The organism is Rhodoferax sp. GT1R46, assembly GCF_056521285.1.
This window is the reverse complement of record NZ_JBWMBC010000013.1, coordinates 45,848-61,670: the sequence shown is the minus strand read 5'-3', so window position 1 is coordinate 61,670 and position 15,823 is coordinate 45,848. Positions and strand designations below refer to the sequence as shown.

Here is a 15,823-nt window from a genome sequence, read left to right as displayed (position 1 = left end):
ATGGCACATCTCCAGGTGACTTGGCTCACTGACTCTATTTCGTGCCTGCGAAACGCTGCGCAATGCGTGCCATGAAAGTCCCATTGTTCGCTGCCATCCTGCTGCTGGCCCTTCAAGCCCAAGCTGACACCCTGCTGGGCAAGGTCATCAACGTGGTCGATGGCGACACCATCACAGTTCTGGACGACAACTACATCCAGCACAAAATTAGGTTGACTGGTATTGATGCGCCCGAGAAGCGGCAAGCATTTGGCAATGTCTCAAAGCAGAGCCTGGCCGATATGGTTGCTGGTCAATCTGTGAATGTCGAGTGGGTCAAGGTTGACAAGTACCAGCGCAGGATCGGCAAGGTGCTGCTGGATGGTCAGGACATCAACCTGGAGCAAGTCAAACGTGGCATGGCGTGGCATTACAAGGCCTATGAGCGTGAGCAACCAGCGGTTGACCGAAAGGCTTATGTTGCGGCAGAGGATGCGGCTAGAGCAGCAAAGGTGGGGCTGTGGCGGGATGCTGCACCAATGCCACCTTGGGAATTTCGCGCTACAAACTAATTACAAATGCCAATTACGCCTTTGCACTTCGGGGTACTAGCCCCAATCAACCACTTAGCCCCTAACAAGGTAAGCAATGTGTCTTTCATTCTGGTCAACCTCTGGCTTGATGCACATTCCATCATTTATGCATTGACAGGTGAAGGGTCAATCGATCACTCCAACCACTCTTTCATCGCTGCTTTAATTTATGCAACGATCATTGGAATGTGTGGAGTTCGGTCTAGCAAGTGGGTCTTTGGAGCCTTCTTAGGTGGCTTCACGCACGTCCTTTTGGACATGCTGGTTCATACCGAAATGAACCCCTTTGAGCCAATCGTTGCTGGCAACCCTGCGTACATGGGATGGATGGAGCCACTGTCCCTAGTGCTCCTTCCATTCATGATCTGGTTTATCGTTCAGAGCGTCGGGTATTTCCTTCAGTGGATGCTCGGCGTAAAAGCAACCCTTGCCGCCAGGTTTGGGCGACCACGTCTGGAATAACTCCTTTGGGCAACCTCGGCAATGCCTAAGACTAAAGCTGTTTCACCTGATTTCCACACCGTAGCTACCAACCTAAAAACTCCAATTTCCAGAAACCGATACACACCCGATAGGCTGACGCACCTCACCGCTTTATGAGGTCCGAGCTATTGAAGTCTGACTAAACAGAATGACTGGCAGTGAGAAGTCAAGTCGATAACTTTCAGACTTCTATTAGAAGTTCTAGGTACTTGTGTACCGATATACTAAAACGGATGCACAGGCTTGAAGTCTGTCGCTGAAGGGCAATGCGTGCGGAACACCAAGCCGATCAACTGCGGACGTACACTGCCCGTGCGGTAGCTTGTCAATGGTAGCGCACCAAAACCATTTCGCCCCTGTCTCTGCCCAACCCAGTGGACAGATTTCCCCATCAGATTGAGAACATGACCCAGCGATGTACCGCACTTCACTGTGCGGAGCCGGTAGCTGGCTATGCGGACCCTGAAACCATTACTCAGTCTGGACAAAGCCGAAAGCTGTGGACCCTGAATGACTATAAAAAGTCCCAACGCGGGGATATGTCGGCAAAGGGGCTGCACGAATTCGATTGCACTGGAGAGCAATGGCGCATTCTTTTCGTCAGTTTTCACAAGGACAGCATGGGACGCGGGGAGTCCTCCTTCACTTTGAATAAGGCACAAGCTTGGAGGCCGACTCCTCCCGGTAGTGACGCTGAAATATTATGGAAGTCGGCTTGTCTAAAGTATTGATTCAACCAAGGAAATCCGCCACCATTTGGAGAGTGTCAATACAGAAAATTTATTGTGGTGGTTGTGAAACCTGTTGTAAAAGAAAAAGCCTCTTGAATAACTCCAAGAGGCTTTGATTCTTTGCACCCACATCATGCACCCACATACCGTGGGAACCCGCATAGATACTGGGTTTCAAATAATGGGGTGGCTGATGGGGCTCGAACCCACGACAACAGGAATCACAACCCTGCCCGCCAAGTCCGGGTTTTCTCACGCTTGGGGCTGGAAACGGTACAAAACCATGTACTGGCGGCTACGCAGTGGCTACGCCGCAGAATCTGACCATCTAAAACAAAAAAGCCCGCTATCTTTTCAATAGCAGGATTTCTTTATATGACGCCGGAATAAATGGTGGGCCGTCACAGACTTGAACTGTGGACCAAAGGATTATGAGTCCTCTGCTCTAACCAACTGAGCTAACGGCCCAACGCAACCCGTGATTGTAGCGACCTACTTGTGGTGGCTCAGCGCGTTGCTGACCAATTTGGAGGTGATGTCCACAATCTGGATCATGCGGTCGTAGGCCATGCGGGTGGGGCCGATCACACCCAGGGTGCCTACTATCTTGCCATCCACCTCGTAGGGACTGGTGACGATGGACAGATCCTCGAAGGGCACGACCTGGCTCTCGCCACCGATAAAAATGCGCACACCTTCGGCTTGACCGGCTACGTCCATCAGCCGCATGAGCTGGGCCTTTTGCTCAAACAACTCGAACGCCCTGCGCAACTGGCCCATGTCGCTGGAAAAGTCCGATACCGCCAGCAGGTTGCGTTCACCCGAGATGATGACTTCATCCTGCGTTTCGGTAATGGCATCGGAGCTCACCGTTACGGCGGCCTGCATCAGTGTGGCAATTTCAGAACACAAGGACTCCACCTCGCCTTGAAGCCGCTCACGGACGTTCTCAATGTCCAGCCCGACGTACTGGCTGTTCAGAAAATTAGCCGCTTCCACCAGCTGGGCCTGCGAGTAGTCCAACTCGGTGAAGATGACGCGGTTCTGCACATCGCCGTCGGGCGACACAATGATGACCAAAATGCGCCGTTCCGAAAGCCGCAAAAATTCGATGTGCCGAAACACCGACGTTCGACGCGGTGCGATCACCACCCCCACAAACTGCGACAAATTGGAAAGCAGGGTCGCCGCGTTGGAGATTACTTTCTGCGGCTGATCGGGCGCGAGGATGTGCGAACCGTACTGACTTGGCTGCACCGTCAGCATGGTGTCGACAAAAAGCCGGTAGCCGCGTGCCGTGGGGATGCGTCCCGCAGAGGTGTGGGGGCTGACAATCAGACCCAGTTCCTCTAGGTCCGACATCACGTTGCGAATGGTCGCAGGAGACAATTCCAGCCCGGAAGCCCGCGACAGGGTTCGACTGCCCACCGGCTGTCCATCGGCGATGTAGCGCTCAACCAGAGCTTTCAACAACAACTTGGAACGTTCATCGAGCATTGGCACATTTTAGTGATGTAATTTGCGAATGAAGTCCAAATTCCGACACGTTGCCCTGATTGGCAAATACCACGCCAATTCCTCGGGACCGTCAGGCGCATATGCGCGTCAGGCCCTGGACGAAATCGCGCACTTCTTGATGGACCATGGTTGCGAAGTTGTGGTGGAGGAGGACACTGCCGCCAACATGGGGCTTTCCAGCTACACAGCAGCCAATGTGGCAACCATTGGTACGACCTGTGACCTGTGCCTGGTGGTCGGCGGCGATGGAACCATGCTGGGCATTGGTCGCCAGATGGCACAGTACGGCGTGCCGCTGATCGGCATCAATCAGGGAAGACTCGGCTTCATAACCGACATCCCATTTGACAATTACCAGAAGACGCTGCTGCCCATGTTGGCCGGCCTCTATGAAGAGGACCACCGCAGCCTGATGCAGGCGCGGGTGATGCGGAGTGGACATTGCGTGTTCTCGGCGTTGGCTATGAACGATGTGGTGGTCAACCGGGGCGCCACCTCGGGCATGGTGGAACTGCGCGTGGAGGTGGACGGGCACTTTGTGGCCAACCAGCGCGCCGATGGCTTGATCATTGCCACACCGACAGGCTCTACCGCGTATTCCCTATCCGCCGGCGGCCCGCTGCTGCATCCGTCCATTCCGGGCTGGGTGCTGGTGCCCATTGCGCCGCATACTTTGTCAAATCGGCCAATTGTCCTCGCCAATGTTGCGGAGGTAGCTATCGAAATAGTAGCAGGCCGTGATGCCAGTGCCAACTTTGACATGCAGTCCCTGGCATCCCTGATGCACGGCGATCGCATTGTGGTCACCCGGTCCCAGTACCAGGTGCGCTTCTTGCACCCCAAGGGCTGGACCTACTTTGACACGTTGCGCCAGAAGCTGCACTGGAACGAAGGAGTGGCTTGACCGTGGCACTTAAACGTATTGTCCTGCGGGATTTTGTGATCGTCAGTGAGTTGGAGCTTGACCTGGAAGGCGGCTTCACCGTGCTCACTGGAGAAACAGGCGCTGGCAAGTCGATCCTGATCGATGCGCTGCAGTTGGTGACCGGCGCACGAGCTGACACGGGAGTCATCCGTGAGGGTGCCAGCCGCACTGATGTAAGTGCAGAATTCGACACGCCGACCAGCGTCCGTACTCTCTTGCAGGAATCCGGCTTTGACACCGAGGACGAATTGCTGCTTCGTCGAACCGTCGACCTGCAAGGCAAAAGCCGCGCATGGATCAACGGTAGCCCCGCCACCGCGCAGCAATTGCGCACCGTGGGGGAGCAGTTGCTGGATATTCATGGCCAACATGCCTGGCAAAGCCTGACGCGCCCGGATGCCGTGCGCGGGCTGCTGGATGCCTATGCCAAGGTCTCCACCAATGCACTGGGCGCACTGTGGCTCTCTTGGCGCCAAACGCAGAATGCATTGGCTCAAGCCGTGACGGCGCAGGATTCACTGCATCGCGAAAGTGAGCGACTGGCCTGGCAAATCGCCGAAGTCGAAAAACTCAACCCCCAGCCCGAAGAATGGGATGAACTGCAAAGCAGCCACAGCCGCCTGTCCAATGGCCAGGCCCTGCTGGATGCCGCGCAAGGCGCACTCCAGCTATTGGAAGATGACGACAGTAACGTAGTCAAACTGCTGCACAGCGCGATGCAACTGCTACAACACCAGTCCCACCTGGAAGCCGACTTCAAGGACCCGGCTGATGTATTGGCATCGAGCCTGGCGCAGGTCGAAGATACCGTGCATACCCTGCGCGCGTACTTGCGCCGAACCGAACTCGACCCGGAACGTCTGGCCGAACTCGACGAACGGCTGTCAATGTGGATCTCGCTTGCGCGGCGTTATAAGCGCCCGCCTTCAGAGCTACCTGCCTTACTGGCTTCCTGGAAAGCCGAGCTTGTTCAATTGGATGCGGCGTCCGATCTTGAAGGACTGCAAAACGCAGAAAAGAAAGCGCATGCGGCTTATTTGGCAGAGGCCAAAGCCATGTCGAAGGCACGCGCCAAAGCCGCTCCACTGCTGGCACAGTCCATCACCCAAGCCATGCAGGACCTGGGCATGCAAGGTGGTCAATTTCTCGTGCAATTGGAACCCAGTGCGCAGCCGATGCAAAGCGGGCTGGAAGATGTGGCATTTCTGGTGGCAGGCCATGCCGGCAGCACGCCGCGCCCGGTTGGCAAGGTGGCCTCGGGAGGCGAGTTGTCACGGATGGCACTGGCCATTGCGGTGACTACAAGCCAACTGGGGACTGCGCAGACCCTGATATTTGATGAGGTGGATTCGGGCGTCGGAGGCGCCGTGGCCGAGACCGTGGGTCGCCTTATGCAGCAACTCGGCGTCGACCGGCAGGTGCTGGCTGTAACCCATTTGCCGCAGGTGGCGGCTTGCGCCAACCACCACCTCGTGGTGGCCAAGCAGTCAAGCGGCAAGGTCACGCTCAGTACAGTAGCGCCCGTACAGGGTGAGCAACGCGTTGGCGAAATTGCCCGTATGCTGGGCGGCGAGAGAATGTCAACAACCACCCTGGCCCATGCGCGGGAAATGCTGCAATCAGGAGCCTGAAGCCATGTCTGAAGACCGACGATCCATGCAAATTGTGCTCATCACGGGCATGTCTGGCTCTGGCAAGTCCGTGGCTCTACACGCGCTGGAAGACGCGGGTTTCTACTGCGTGGACAACCTGCCGCCCGAGCTGCTTCTGCCCTTTATTGAACTGGAACAAAAGCACGAGGCCAAACGGGTGGCCATCGCGATCGACATACGCAGTGCCACCTCGCTACCACTGGTGCCACAGCAACTGGAAGACTTGCGCCAACAGGGTATTTCCGTCAAATCACTTTTTCTGGATGCCAACACGGAGACACTGGTGCGCCGTTACTCGGAAACCCGGCGCAAGCACCCACTGTCCCAACTGGATTCAGGCCACGGCGAACAGGACGCGCGGCACGCGCTGGTGGATGCCATTGAGCTGGAGCGCAATTTGCTGGCCGAGCTGCGGGAGCAGTCGCACGTGATTGATTCCAGCATCATCCGGCCTTCGCAATTGCAGGGCTATGTCAAGACGCTGATTTCCACCCCCAGCAAGCAATTAACACTGGTGTTTGAGTCTTTTGCGTTCAAGCGCGGCGTCCCCACCGATGCCGACTACATTTTTGACGTGCGCATGCTACCCAACCCCCATTACGAGCCCGGTCTGAAGCACCTTACCGGGCGCGACCAGCCGGTCATTGATTTTTTACTGGGCCAGGCCGAAGTGGATTTGATGCTGCACCACATCACCTACTTCCTGGAATGCTGGCTGGACGCATTGGCACGTGATCACCGCAGTTATGTCACCGTCGCCATTGGCTGCACCGGAGGTCAGCACCGCTCGGTCTACCTGGTTGAACGTCTGGCGCAGCACTTCGCGGTCAAGTGGGTCACGCTCAAACGCCACCGGGAAATTGACGCCATTTGAGATCGCTACGGAGCGAGTGCCGCGCGTCAGTCAGCGAGGTTCCGCTGTAAAAGCTTGCGAATCGGTGCAGGCAAACCCAAACCTGGCCAGTCCCGGGCGCTGATCCACTGCCCATCATTCCAGGAAATCGCTTCACTTGGCAACGATAAACGCCACGGATGCAGATGCAAATCTTTGTGCGTGAGCACATGGGTGAACACGGGTTGCGCCTCCAGTTCGGCGCCAAGGTGCGCAGGCACAGTGCCGAGCAAGTCACTTTCGCTGTCAAACAGGGGCAGGCAATACAAGCCAGCCCAGACGCCGGGAGTCGGGCGTTTGTCGAGCCATACCGCTCCGTCTGCCGATTGCGCCCACAGCAGCCAGATGGACTGACTGCTCCGCTTGAGCTTTCGGGTACGTACTGGATATTTTTCTGGGTTACCTGCTGCTGCGGATACGCAAAAGGATTGCACTGGACAGGTGCTGCAAGCGGGCTTTCTGGGCAGGCATACGGTCGCTCCCAGATCCATCATGCCTTGGGTATAGCGCGGCATGGCCTTGTCAGCGTCTTCCGGCTCGGGCAACAGGGAGGTTGCGGCTTCCCACAAAGCCCGCGTGTTGGCCGCCAGCGCCAAGTCGGCGTCAAATCCCGTCACCCGTGTCACCACCCGCTTGACGTTGGCGTCCAGTATGGCCACGCGTTCGCCAAAGCACAAGGACGCAATAGCCGCTGCCGTGGAGCGCCCAATGCCTGGTAGCGTCTCCAGGACGTCTGAATTCCCCGGAAAAGCGCCCTGGTGCAGCGCCATGACCTGCTGCGCACATCGGTGCAAGTTGCGGGCACGGCTGTAATAGCCCAGCCCGCTCCACAAACCCATGACGTCGTCCTGACTGGCTTCTGCCAGCGACTTCACATCCGGAAATCGCTCAACAAATCGTGTGAAGTAGTCCCGAACAGTCGCCACCTGCGTCTGCTGCAGCATGATCTCTGACAACCAGACGCGATAAGGGTCTTGCGTGTTCTGCCAGGGCAGGTCATTTCGACCATGGCTTTTTTGCCAGCCCACCACCCGCGCAGCAAATGCGCCTGCGACTCCCATTGTGGTCAGGCGAACTCCAAGTCCAGAACGGCTTTGGCTGGCTGGTTGGACTCAATGAGGTAGGTGGTCAGTTCCGACAATTTGACGTCGACCTGATTCAATGAAGCCCCCTGCGATTCAATATCCCGAATGCGCTCTTCGAGACCGCCAGCGGCTTGCTGAATGCGGTCGATGGCTTCAATGCGGCGACTGAAGTTTCGACGGCGCTCTCGCAACTGCGCGTCCAGCTGGGCTGCGGCCGACTTGCTCCACAACTCCACGTCTGCCAATGCCGTTTCATGGATGTTGCGAAGGCGGGTCGATAGCGCACGGACCAGACGGTCAGCAAACTCAGGCTGGGCCAGCTTGAACGCGTTGCCAATGCCCAAGTATTGCAGGTGGCTCCGCTCGACCAGATCGAGGTCGTTAAGGTATTGCGCCATTTGGGGCTCGGTAGGCGCCTGCAACGAAAACCCATGTTCCCCGTTGAGCTGGCGGAAGGTTGCCGCCAGCATCGACTGGATTTCTCCGCACAGGGACTGAACCTTTTGCAGATTGGCCCGAAGCCGGTCGAACGTCTCGCCATACGCCCGCTTGACACCCAGCTTGAGGCCTTTTTGCATCAGGGCGCCATTCAATTGGGCCATCTCCTTCTTCAGGGCTGTCGACCCCAAAATACCAAATACTTCACGCAGTAATTTCAGATGCACGGACCGAACGGCGTGTATCTTGGCCCCGCCCAGATCAAACTCGGCCTGCTCCTGTGAAATGCGTGAGCGCATGTGTTTGATCACCGAGGCATTCTTGCCCTGAAGGCCCTTGAGCTCCATCATTTGCTCAGTCAGGTCACGCTTGCGAATATTGATCACACGACCGGTCTCTGCGCGCAAGTCTGAAATACCCGACACCATGGCGTCCGCGAGGATCTTCTGGCGCTTGCCCATCATTCCCCGACCCAGCGCATCTTCCAGAACCGGCAGGCAACTCTGCCTGAGCAGTTCTTCATCATTGGTCACCTTGGCCACCAAGCCTTTTTGGGCCGACACGGCAATCACGCGATCGCGTGGAATGCCCAGAATCTCGGCAGTACTGGCTTTTTGACGATCAATCTGTGCCTGAATCTGCGCAGGTGTGCTCAATTCGTCCCAGAGGGTATCGATCTTGTTCAGCACAACCAGCCGTGAATCGGTGTTACCGGACTCGGTAATCAGGTGCTCGCGCCAGATGGAGAGGTCCGACTTGGTGACCCCGGTATCCGCACCTAAAATGAACACCACCGCATGTGCCTGCGGAATCAGGCTGACAGTCAATTCGGGTTCGGCGCCAATCGCATTCAGGCCCGGCGTATCCAGAATCACCAGACCCTGCTTGAGCAACGGGTGTGCAATGTTGATCAACGCATGCCGCCAGCGGGGCACTTCGACCATGCCTTGCGCGTCGAGCAGGGGATTGTCTTCCTGCGACCGGTTGTCCCAAAAACCCAAAGCGCGCGCTTGATCCTGGGTGACCTTCAGCGTCTCGGCAACCTTTTCCAAAGCCTTGGCCAACTGTTGCGGATTGTTCACATCCAGGTCAATTCGGGTCCATTTTTCTGGCGCCATCCGCCATTCCATAAGCGCCTGCGGCTGCAGGCGGGTCTCGATCGGGAGCAGCCGCAGACAGGGTGGCACGTCCGAGTCGTAGCCCATCTCGGTAGGGCACATCGTCGTACGCCCGGCGCTTGCCGGCATGATCCGACGGCCATATCCTGCAAAAAATATGGCATTGATCATTTCCGATTTGCCACGGGAGAATTCGGCAACAAAAGCCACCATCACCTTGTCATTGCGAACCTGGGCTTCCAGCCTGCGCAGGCGCTCTTCGACCGCGGCGTCAAGCAACTCGTTGTCCTTCATCCACTCGGCCAGCAATTTCAGGCGCAATGCAAACTCACGCCTCCAAGAGCCGTGCTGATCAAACTGTTCGTTAAATGAAGTTGCCAAGAGTCCCCCCGATGGAATCTTTCAATATAGCACCGCGATCGCCGGTAGCGCTCAAGGTTTTTGGCACGTGCCGCAGAAAAACGTCGATCGCTGCCCTTGCCGGATGGCCTTGACGGGCGCGCCGCAGACCTTGCAGGGCTGGCCTTCCCGCGCATACACCATGGCTTCCAGCTGAAAATGCCCCGATTCGCCTTGCGCGTTGGAAAAGTCGCGCAAAGTACTGCCCCCCTTTTCCACGGCTCTTGCCAGTACGTGGCGGATGGCCTGATGCAACCTGGCAACCCGTGGGCGACTGAGACGAAAAGCCCGGGTTGTGGGCCGGATACCGGCAAGAAAGAGTGCTTCTGAGGCGTAAATATTGCCCACCCCCACCACGACATCACCAGCCAAAAGAACCTGCTTGATGGGTGCTTTGCGCAGCGCCAACCCCGCGTGAAACAGTCGCGCGTCAAAATCCGCACCCAGCGGTTCTGTGCCCAACTTTCCAAGAAGCTTTTGGGCAACCGGGTCATGTTCACTCTGCGCATGCACTACCGCGCCAAACCGGCGCGGATCATGGAGCCGCAATATGCCGTGGGTAGTACGCAACTCAAAATGATCATGTACACCCGCGGTGGGCAATTGACGGTCAAAGGTCAGACTACCTGACATACCGAGATGCAGGAGCAAAAGCCCCTCGTCCATGTCCAGTAGCAGGTATTTTCCACGCCGGCGAACGCCGGTCACCCGCCGGCCCACCAAGCTGTCCGGATCACATCCCAGGGGCCAGCGCAGGGGCTTGCCCATACGGACCGACTGGATCTGCGCTCCCGCAATGCGGTCGGCAAAACTCAGGCGGGTCACTTCAACTTCGGGCAATTCAGGCATGGGGCAACAGGTTTACGGGGTTGGATTATTATGGTCCGATGAGAAGACACCATCGACTAATCGCCCTTGCCCTGTTGATTACCGCCGCATTCAACGGCGTTCATGCAGCATCACCCGCGACCACCAGCCCCAATAATTCCAATCTGGGCAGCGAACTGTTCTATCAGTTACTGGTAGGCGAGCTGAGCGCCCAATCGGGTGACACCGGATCGGCATACTCCTTGATGCTGGACGCCGCCCGCAAAGCCAATTCGCCTCGCTTGTACGAACGCGCTGTGGAATTGGCGCTGCTTTCCCGCAGCGGCACTTCTGCGCTCGATGCGGCGCAAGCGTGGGCACGTGCGTTCCCGGCCTCCCGCGAGGCCAATCGTTACGTGCTTCAGATCCTGATCGGATTGAACCGGATTGCCGATACGCTGGAGCCCCTCAAGCGCGAACTGGCTGGTTTGCGCCCAGCTGAGCGTTCAGCGGCTATCGGCCTACTGCCGCGCTACTACGCCCGTGCAACCGAAAGAAAACTGGTAGCGACTATCGTCGATCAGGCACTGAAACCGGATTTGGTCAACCACACCACCGGCCCCACGGCATGGTCTGCCTTGGGCATCCTTCGTTTGCAGGCTGCGGACCCTAGCGGCGCACTGGAAGCAGCACGGCGCGGTGCGGCACTGGACCCCCAATCCGAAGTACCGATGATGCTGGCGCTTGCTCTGATGGAATACAAAATACCGGAAGCAGAGGTTCTGGTCCGTAAATATGTGGCGAACAAACCGCGCCCTGATGTGCGAATGGCCTACGCACGCCACCTCCTGAGCACGCAGCGATTCGCCGAGGCCTACGCGCAGATGGAATTGCTGACAGCCGAAAAACCCGATTACCGGGAAGCGTGGCTGGTCCGTGGCTCACTGGAATATCAGGACAAGAAAATGGCGCTTGCAGAGACGTCGCTGAAAAGCTTTGTTGCCCTTAATCCACCTGCACCCGGCGCTGACACCGATCAGCCCGCAGCCATGGATCGCGGCCTGGTTCAGGCCTACTTGCTGCTGGCACAAATTGCAGAACAGGACAAGAGGCTGGATGAAGCACAGAGCTATCTGGCGCGCATTACCGGCCCGCAGGATGCACTACGGGTGCAAAGTCACCGCGCCACGATTCTTGCGCGTCAAGGCAAGCTGGATGAAGCGCGCGCCGTGATCCGTAACACCCCCGAGTCGCAACCCGGCGATGCACGTGCCAAGATCAGCGCAGAAGTGCAACTGTTGCGGGACAACAAACAATTCCTTGCAGCATACCAACTGCTGGGAGAGGCCGTGGTTCGCTTTCCGGAAGACGCCGATCTAGCCTATGACCAAGCGATGCTGGCGGAAAAAGTCGGCAAGCAGGATGAAATGGAACAACTGCTGCGCCGGGTAATTGCCGCCAAACCCGATTACCACCACGCCTACAACGCGCTGGGTTATTCGCTGGCAGACCGCAACGTGCGCTTGCCGGAAGCCCGCCAGCTGGTCGCCAAGGCACTGGAATTTGCACCCAACGACCCCTTCATCGTTGACAGCCTGGCGTGGGTGGAGTTTCGGTCTGGCAATCCTGCCGAGGCGGTGCGTCTGCTCCAGGGAGCCTTTCAGGTCCGGCCCGATGCGGAAATCGCAGCCCACCTGGGTGAGGTGCTGTGGTCCTTGGGACAACGTGACCAGGCCAACGCCATCTGGACAAAGGGTCTGGAGCTCAATGCTGAAAACGAGACATTGCAGGACACCATCAAGCGTCTGCGCGGCAAACCGTGAAAGTGACCTTTCACTGGTGGGCCAAATGGATTAGCACATCTGCTATTGTTTTGATAGCTGGATGCGCAAGTAATACGGGGGCTAGAGGGCCATTTGATGCGCAGGGCCCGCATTGGCAAGGCCGCCTCGCGGTTCGCGTGGAAAGCACACCGGTGCAAGCTTTCTCGGCAGACTTCGATCTTCAGGGGAGCGCGCAAGCCGGCAGCATGACATTTACCTCCCCGCTGGGTAGCACGCTCGCGCGCCTGCAATGGGATGCCGACGCCGCCACATTGCAGACCAGCGGAGAGGCCCAACACTTCGCATCGCTGGATGCCCTGGTGTGGCATGCAACGGGAACTGATCTGCCCGTAGCCAACCTGTTTTCATGGCTGCAGGGTATCGCATCGGATACACCCGAATGGCAAGCCGACTTGCAGGACCTGCCGACCGGTCGGCTGAGCGCCAGGCGACTGCCACCCGGCACGCCCGCTGAACTCAAGATCATTCTGGACCGTTGAGCCCATCCGATAATTGACCCATGCAGTCGCTCTACGACATTCCCGCCCCCGCCAAGCTCAACCTGTTTCTGCACATAACCGGCCAACGCGATGATGGCTACCACCTCTTGCAATCCGTCTTCATGTTGATCGATTGGTGCGACACCCTGAATTTCGAGCTGCGCCGTGACGGCCAAATCAGCCGCGAAGACCTCACATGGAAGTTGCCCGCAGACGATCTGGTGGTGCGCGCAGCCCGCGCCTTGCAGCAAGCAACGCATTGCCCGCTGGGCGTACACATCGGCGTCTCCAAATCGGTGCCTGCGCAAGCCGGCATGGGCGGCGGATCGTCGGACGCGGCCTCGACCCTGCTGGCGCTCAACCGGCTCTGGCAATTGAACTTGCCTCTGGAAAAGCTGTCGCAACTGGGCCTGGCACTCGGTGCCGACGTCCCTTTCTTCCTTTGCGGCCACCATGCCTGGGTCGAAGGCATTGGCGAAAGAATAACCCCGTTGCAACTGCCCTCGGCCCGCTTTGTCGTCGTCAAACCCGATGCCGGACTGGAAACCCAACTTATTTTCTCTGACCCCTCGTTAAAACGGGACTCAGAGCCTGCTATAATTTCAGGCTTCGCTGCAGATACATTCGGAACCATATTTAATTACGGACGAAACGATTTGCAAGCCGTTGCCCAAAAGCTGTGCCCCGGTGTGAATCAAGCCCTTGAGTGGCTTGAGTCGCAAGGTTTGAGCGGTCGAATGACTGGCTCTGGAAGTGCAGTATTTGCGCAAGTGCGGCAAGACGCGGATCTGAATCGTTTGGGTGGCTTTGAGTCAGCGCCTAGCGGTTTTCAGGTTAGGCTTTGCAGCGGCTTGGATGTTCACCCTTTGTTGGGTTGGGCAACCAGCGATGGTTTATCGGTGGGCAGCGTTTAGCTGTCAACCCGTGTAGGGGAGTCGCCAAGTTGGTTAAGGCACTGGATTTTGATTCCAGCATGCGAAGGTTCGAATCCTTCTTCCCCTGCCAAATCTGTTGTTCCGGATATCCGGACCACGGCACGCGCAACGTACAGACATAAACCTAATCTCTTCGCTGGAACCCGCATGCAGGCACCCCTTCCCCCTGATTTCATGGTTTTCACCGGCAATGCCAATCCCGGCATGGCGGCAGACATTGCCCGGCACTTGAACATCTCGCTCGGAGCAGCCACCGTTGGTCGCTTTTCGGACGGCGAAGTCACGGTCGAAATCAACCAGAACGTGCGCGCTCGCGACGTCTTTGTGGTCCAAAGCACCTGCGCTCCCACCAATGAAAACCTGATGGAATTGCTCATCATGGTGGACGCGTTGAAACGCGCATCCGCTGAGCGCATCAGTGCCGTGATTCCTTACTTTGGTTACGCCCGGCAAGACCGCCGCCCGCGTTCCTCGCGGGTGCCGATTACAGCAAAGGTAGTTGCCAACATGCTGCAGGCCGTGGGTGTAGCACGGGTCCTGACCATGGATTTGCATGCTGACCAGATCCAGGGGTTTTTTGATATTCCCGTCGACAACATCTATGCATCCCCGGTGCTGCTGGGTGACTTGCGTCAGAAAAACTACGAAGACCTGATTGTGGTGTCGCCCGATGTCGGCGGCGTGGTGCGCGCACGTGCGCTCGCCAAGCAGCTCGGCTGTGATCTGGCTATTATTGACAAGCGCCGCCCCAGGGCCAACGTCAGTGAAGTGATGCACGTGATCGGTGAGATTGATGGCCGCAATTGCGTCATCATGGACGACATGATTGATACGGCAGGCACGCTGGTCAAGGCGGCTGAAGTTCTGAAAGAGCGTGGCGCCAAAAAAGTCTATGCCTATTGCACGCACCCCATCTTCTCGGGTCCCGCCATTGAACGCATTGCCAATGGCAGCGCACTGGATGAGGTCGTGGTCACCAACACCATTCCGCTGAGCGCTGCGGCCGCGGGTTGCAAGAAAATTCGCCAGCTCACCGTGGCACCGCTGATTGCTGAAACCATTCAGCGCATCGCCAAGGGTGAGTCGGTCATGAGTTTGTTCTCGGATCAGGAAAATCTTTTCTGATCGAAACAAAAAAGTAGACGCCCAGCCTGAACGCAGGCTGATCAGCGTTTTTATCAATCGGAGTCGCACTGGTCGCGGTGGACTCTTTCAGGAGTAAGTTATGAAATTTGTCGCTTTTGAGCGCGCTATGCAGGGTACGGGTGCGAGCCGCCGTCTCCGCAATTCGGGTCGCACACCTGGTATCGTTTACGGTGGTGCCAACGGCGAGCCCCTGTCGATCGAGCTCGACCACAACGCCCTGTGGCATGCCATCAAGAAGGAAGCGTTCCACGCCTCCATTCTCGACATGGAAATCAACGGCGTTGAGAGCAAGGTTCTGCTGCGCAACGTGCAGATGCACCCGTTCAAGCAATTGATTTTGCACACCGATTTCCAGCGCGTGGATGCCACGACCAAGCTGCACATGAAGGTGCCATTGCACTTCAGCGGCCAGGAAGAGTCTTCTGCAGTCAAAGTTGACCACTGCCTGATCAACCACGTGTTGACCGAAATGGACATCTCCTGCCTGCCAGCCGATCTGCCAGAGTTCATCGCGGTAGACCTCGGTGGCCTGAAGAAGGGTACCTCGTTCCACGTGAGCGACGTCAAGCTGCCCAAGGGCGTGTCTGCAGTCATCAAGGGCCGTGAAAACCCGGTCCTCGTGTCCGTAGTGACGCCAGCTGCTGAAATTTCCGCGGAAGCCGCTGAAACGGCTGCACCTGCAGGCAAGGGCGGCAAGGGCGCTCCAGCTGGCAAGGCACCCGCTGCTGCCAAGGCACCGGCCGCAAAGCCCGCTGCAAAAAAATAATCCCTTAGCCGCAAGGTTTTAGGCGATATCGCT

Annotated in this window: 15 protein-coding genes and 2 tRNA genes; 12 read left to right on the top strand and 5 right to left on the bottom strand. The window is 57.4% G+C overall.

From position 1 onward, the window contains the following. Positions 1–71 precede the first annotated feature (71 nt). From AC097W_RS20145 to AC097W_RS20135, 3 genes are all read left to right on the top strand, one after another. On the top strand, positions 72–551 hold the full coding sequence (locus AC097W_RS20145; protein WP_479604422.1) for a thermonuclease family protein: 480 nt from the start codon (positions 72–74) through the stop codon (positions 549–551). A gap of 78 nt (positions 552–629) precedes the next feature. After that, a complete protein-coding gene (locus AC097W_RS20140; protein ID WP_479604421.1) occupies positions 630–1,034 on the top strand; it encodes a hypothetical protein in 405 nt (134 codons plus the stop codon). Between the two features lie 425 nt (positions 1,035–1,459). Then, a complete protein-coding gene (locus AC097W_RS20135) occupies positions 1,460–1,786 on the top strand; it encodes a surface-adhesin E family protein (protein WP_479604420.1) in 327 nt (108 codons plus the stop codon). A 391-nt stretch (positions 1,787–2,177) separates the two neighbouring features. Here AC097W_RS20135 and AC097W_RS20130 read toward each other — a convergent pair. Then, positions 2,178–2,254: transfer RNA gene (locus tag AC097W_RS20130), tRNA-Ile, on the bottom strand. Positions 2,255–2,278: 24 nt separating this feature from the next. Next, positions 2,279–3,283, bottom strand: coding sequence for a heat-inducible transcriptional repressor HrcA (gene hrcA, locus AC097W_RS20125; RefSeq protein ID WP_479604419.1), 1,005 nt, complete (start codon positions 3,281–3,283; stop codon positions 2,279–2,281). Positions 3,284–3,311: 28 nt separating this feature from the next. Between hrcA and AC097W_RS20120 the strand changes: the two genes are divergently transcribed. From AC097W_RS20120 to rapZ, 3 genes are read left to right on the top strand one after another with little or no spacing between them, the layout of a single operon-like run. Continuing rightward, positions 3,312–4,208 (top strand): NAD kinase, encoded by an 897-nt coding sequence (locus tag AC097W_RS20120; protein WP_479604418.1) that lies wholly within the window; start codon positions 3,312–3,314, stop codon positions 4,206–4,208. Between the two features lie 2 nt (positions 4,209–4,210). Beyond that, the gene (recN, locus tag AC097W_RS20115; RefSeq protein WP_479604417.1) at positions 4,211–5,860 is read left to right on the top strand and encodes a DNA repair protein RecN; all 1,650 of its coding nucleotides are present in this window, start codon (positions 4,211–4,213) and stop codon (positions 5,858–5,860) included. A 4-nt stretch (positions 5,861–5,864) separates the two neighbouring features. Then, a complete protein-coding gene (gene rapZ, locus AC097W_RS20110; protein ID WP_479604416.1) occupies positions 5,865–6,755 on the top strand; it encodes an RNase adapter RapZ in 891 nt (296 codons plus the stop codon). Between the two features lie 26 nt (positions 6,756–6,781). Here the strand turns inward: rapZ and mutY are convergent, their stop codons facing one another. Genes mutY through mutM form a run of 3 tightly spaced genes read right to left on the bottom strand, consistent with a single transcriptional unit; the run spans position 6,782 to position 10,662 of the window. Further along, positions 6,782–7,834 carry an A/G-specific adenine glycosylase gene (mutY, locus tag AC097W_RS20105; RefSeq protein WP_479604415.1) on the bottom strand — a complete coding sequence of 351 codons (1,053 nt, stop codon included), beginning with the start codon at positions 7,832–7,834 and terminating at the stop codon, positions 6,782–6,784. A gap of 5 nt (positions 7,835–7,839) precedes the next feature. Next, complete coding sequence (locus AC097W_RS20100; RefSeq protein ID WP_479604414.1) at positions 7,840–9,795, bottom strand: dynamin family protein; 1,956 nt, start codon at positions 9,793–9,795, stop codon at positions 7,840–7,842. A 51-nt stretch (positions 9,796–9,846) separates the two neighbouring features. Next, positions 9,847–10,662, bottom strand: a complete 816-nt coding sequence (gene mutM / locus AC097W_RS20095) for a bifunctional DNA-formamidopyrimidine glycosylase/DNA-(apurinic or apyrimidinic site) lyase (protein ID WP_479604413.1) — start codon at positions 10,660–10,662, stop codon at positions 9,847–9,849. Positions 10,663–10,700: 38 nt separating this feature from the next. Between mutM and AC097W_RS20090 the strand changes: the two genes are divergently transcribed. The 6 genes from AC097W_RS20090 to AC097W_RS20065 all read left to right on the top strand — a co-directional run bounded on the left by AC097W_RS20090 (position 10,701) and on the right by AC097W_RS20065 (position 15,790). Further along, the gene (locus AC097W_RS20090; RefSeq protein ID WP_479604412.1) at positions 10,701–12,443 is read left to right on the top strand and encodes a tetratricopeptide repeat protein; all 1,743 of its coding nucleotides are present in this window, start codon (positions 10,701–10,703) and stop codon (positions 12,441–12,443) included. Further along, on the top strand, positions 12,440–12,943 hold the full coding sequence (locus AC097W_RS20085; protein ID WP_479604411.1) for an outer membrane lipoprotein LolB: 504 nt from the start codon (positions 12,440–12,442) through the stop codon (positions 12,941–12,943). Before AC097W_RS20090 ends, AC097W_RS20085 begins: the two co-directional genes overlap by 4 nt. 20 nt (positions 12,944–12,963) lie before the next feature. Continuing rightward, positions 12,964–13,857, top strand: a complete 894-nt coding sequence (gene ispE, locus AC097W_RS20080; protein WP_479604410.1) for a 4-(cytidine 5'-diphospho)-2-C-methyl-D-erythritol kinase — start codon at positions 12,964–12,966, stop codon at positions 13,855–13,857. Positions 13,858–13,871: 14 nt separating this feature from the next. Further along, positions 13,872–13,948, top strand: a tRNA-Gln gene (locus AC097W_RS20075). A gap of 77 nt (positions 13,949–14,025) precedes the next feature. Then, on the top strand, positions 14,026–15,003 hold the full coding sequence (locus AC097W_RS20070) for a ribose-phosphate pyrophosphokinase (protein WP_479604409.1): 978 nt from the start codon (positions 14,026–14,028) through the stop codon (positions 15,001–15,003). A gap of 100 nt (positions 15,004–15,103) precedes the next feature. Continuing rightward, entirely contained in the window at positions 15,104–15,790 is a 687-nt protein-coding gene (locus AC097W_RS20065; protein WP_479604408.1) for a 50S ribosomal protein L25/general stress protein Ctc, read from the top strand. The last annotated feature ends 33 nt before the right edge of the window (positions 15,791–15,823 follow it).

Coding starts and splice junctions, on each gene's coding strand:
- AC097W_RS20145 (WP_479604422.1), top strand. CDS start 72: ATGAAAGTCCCATTGTTCGCTGCCATCCTGCTGCTGGCCCTTCAAGCC.
- AC097W_RS20135 (WP_479604420.1), top strand. CDS start 1,460: ATGACCCAGCGATGTACCGCACTTCACTGTGCGGAGCCGGTAGCTGGC.
- hrcA (WP_479604419.1), bottom strand. CDS start 3,283: ATGCTCGATGAACGTTCCAAGTTGTTGTTGAAAGCTCTGGTTGAGCGC.
- AC097W_RS20120 (WP_479604418.1), top strand. CDS start 3,312: ATGAAGTCCAAATTCCGACACGTTGCCCTGATTGGCAAATACCACGCC.
- rapZ (WP_479604416.1), top strand. CDS start 5,865: ATGTCTGAAGACCGACGATCCATGCAAATTGTGCTCATCACGGGCATG.
- mutY (WP_479604415.1), bottom strand. CDS start 7,834: ATGGGAGTCGCAGGCGCATTTGCTGCGCGGGTGGTGGGCTGGCAAAAA.
- mutM (WP_479604413.1), bottom strand. CDS start 10,662: ATGCCTGAATTGCCCGAAGTTGAAGTGACCCGCCTGAGTTTTGCCGAC.
- AC097W_RS20090 (WP_479604412.1), top strand. CDS start 10,701: ATGAGAAGACACCATCGACTAATCGCCCTTGCCCTGTTGATTACCGCC.
- ispE (WP_479604410.1), top strand. CDS start 12,964: ATGCAGTCGCTCTACGACATTCCCGCCCCCGCCAAGCTCAACCTGTTT.
- AC097W_RS20070 (WP_479604409.1), top strand. CDS start 14,026: ATGCAGGCACCCCTTCCCCCTGATTTCATGGTTTTCACCGGCAATGCC.
- AC097W_RS20065 (WP_479604408.1), top strand. CDS start 15,104: ATGAAATTTGTCGCTTTTGAGCGCGCTATGCAGGGTACGGGTGCGAGC.